General features: G+C 39.1%; 2 protein-coding genes. Both read right to left on the bottom strand.

Features of this window, described 5'->3' with window-relative positions:
- The coding region (locus P0N36_RS15255) for an IS66 family transposase (RefSeq protein ID WP_275843743.1) at positions 1-1,089 on the bottom strand (1,089 nt) is incomplete at its 3' end.
- 315 nt (positions 1,090-1,404) lie between these two features.
- Positions 1,405-1,563 carry an IS66 family insertion sequence element accessory protein TnpB gene (tnpB, locus tag P0N36_RS15770; protein WP_442957198.1) on the bottom strand — a complete coding sequence of 53 codons (159 nt, stop codon included), beginning with the start codon at positions 1,561-1,563 and terminating at the stop codon, positions 1,405-1,407.
- Positions 1,564-1,592 lie beyond the last annotated feature (29 nt).

The following is a 1,592-nucleotide window of genomic DNA, read 5'->3' as shown; positions in this document are numbered from 1 at the left end:
AGCATAGCAACCGGCAACGATAATGCCTTCTTTTTCTCTCTCCAGCTTGTGATAGGATTCATATCCATCTGAAACTACTATGCCAGAGTAACCTTCCAGAAACTGTTCGAGATGTACCGTTTCTCGCGTCTTATGATATTCAAAAAGTACAATTCTCTTGCCGCTTTGATCAAGCTCGCTACTGCTATACACCCACATAAAACTTTTTGCTCCGGCCGCCCTGCCATCTTTACTCACTTTTAGAGTAGTCTCATCGGCTTGGATTACCTCTTGTTGAAGAAGTACTTCTTTCATCCGGTCCCATATCAGAGACAGGTAACGCTCTGAACATCGTATCACCCAGTTACACATGACCTGTCTGGATAAAACGACATCACTTCTTAAAAAGTTTTGTTCCAATCTATAGATTGGCATTGCATTGACATACTTATAGTTGAGAATCCCGGCTACCAGCGAGGGGGATGCCAAGCTGTTCTGGAGTAAATCTGCTGTCGGTCTCTTGGCATGGGCGAATCTTTCGCCATCAGCACTTCTATAAACGGCCACATGGTATTCCTGTACTTCAAAAGTTCCAGGGTGGAATTCGAGGTGACGATATACATCATCTGGCATTCGCTTGTAACCTTCACCTAATTGTTCGATCAATTCATCGTGGCTTAAATCACTGATAATCGGTTCTGCCTGCGGTAAGCCTTCTAAATCTTTAGAACGTTTACCTTTAGCTTTCTTTTTCTTTTTTTGACCAACTTCTTCCAATGTAGGTTCTTCTAGCTCATCAGGATCTGATGTATCAACCGTATTTTCGGCCTCATTAAAACATGGAGATTCTGCAATGGTTTTCTTTATATCTGCCAATTCTTCTTCTGTAAAGTCCATTTTCTCAGAGGATTTCCCAAAACGTGCATTTTGTGCAACATTAAACTTCTCCAAAAGAACTTTGAAATTTGCGTTCAGATCGTTTAATTGTATCGTCAAGGCTTCATTCTGTTTTTTCACTTCATCAAAATTCGTTTGCATCATCAAGAGAATCTCAATCAGCGTTTCCTTATTTAGTTTTTCACAAGCTTCTCTTGAAATTGGATTATTCATTGGATTCTCCCGTATTTTTATCTTGTCTTATTATACGTGAGATACCCAAAATCCTCAAATTTCTACATAGTCGGTCTTCGTCATTATGACGGTGGATAACTGGGGTCACAAGACTTGATACTCAAGTTTTGTCACGTCAGTTATTCACAAAATTAGCTTTTTCAGCCTTTATCAAAAGACTTTTAGAAGGCTTATCCACTGAATTTATTAGCGCCTTCTTTTATCAGTGGATAAGTAGCTTTTCTTGAATTATATATTGTTCTATACCTTGAAAAATAAATATTTTTTTCTCTGTTTTGCACATAAATTCTTTTGTCATCCTGGCAAAAGAGGGGTAACTTTTGCTATGGATTTCTTCTGTTCAATCTTCATCCCCTTCATAAGCCACTCGAACTGCTCTTGTGTTATAGCCTTAGCCTCATCCTCCGAACGTGGCCACTGGAAGCTACCTGCTTCAAGTCTCTTATATCCCAAGAATTATCTAAGAAGTCGAATAATTCTTG

This window comes from Petrocella sp. FN5 (assembly GCF_029210395.1).
Classification (GTDB): Bacteria; Bacillota; Clostridia; order Lachnospirales; family Vallitaleaceae; genus Petrocella.
This window is presented reverse-complemented; position numbering and strand designations above follow the sequence as displayed.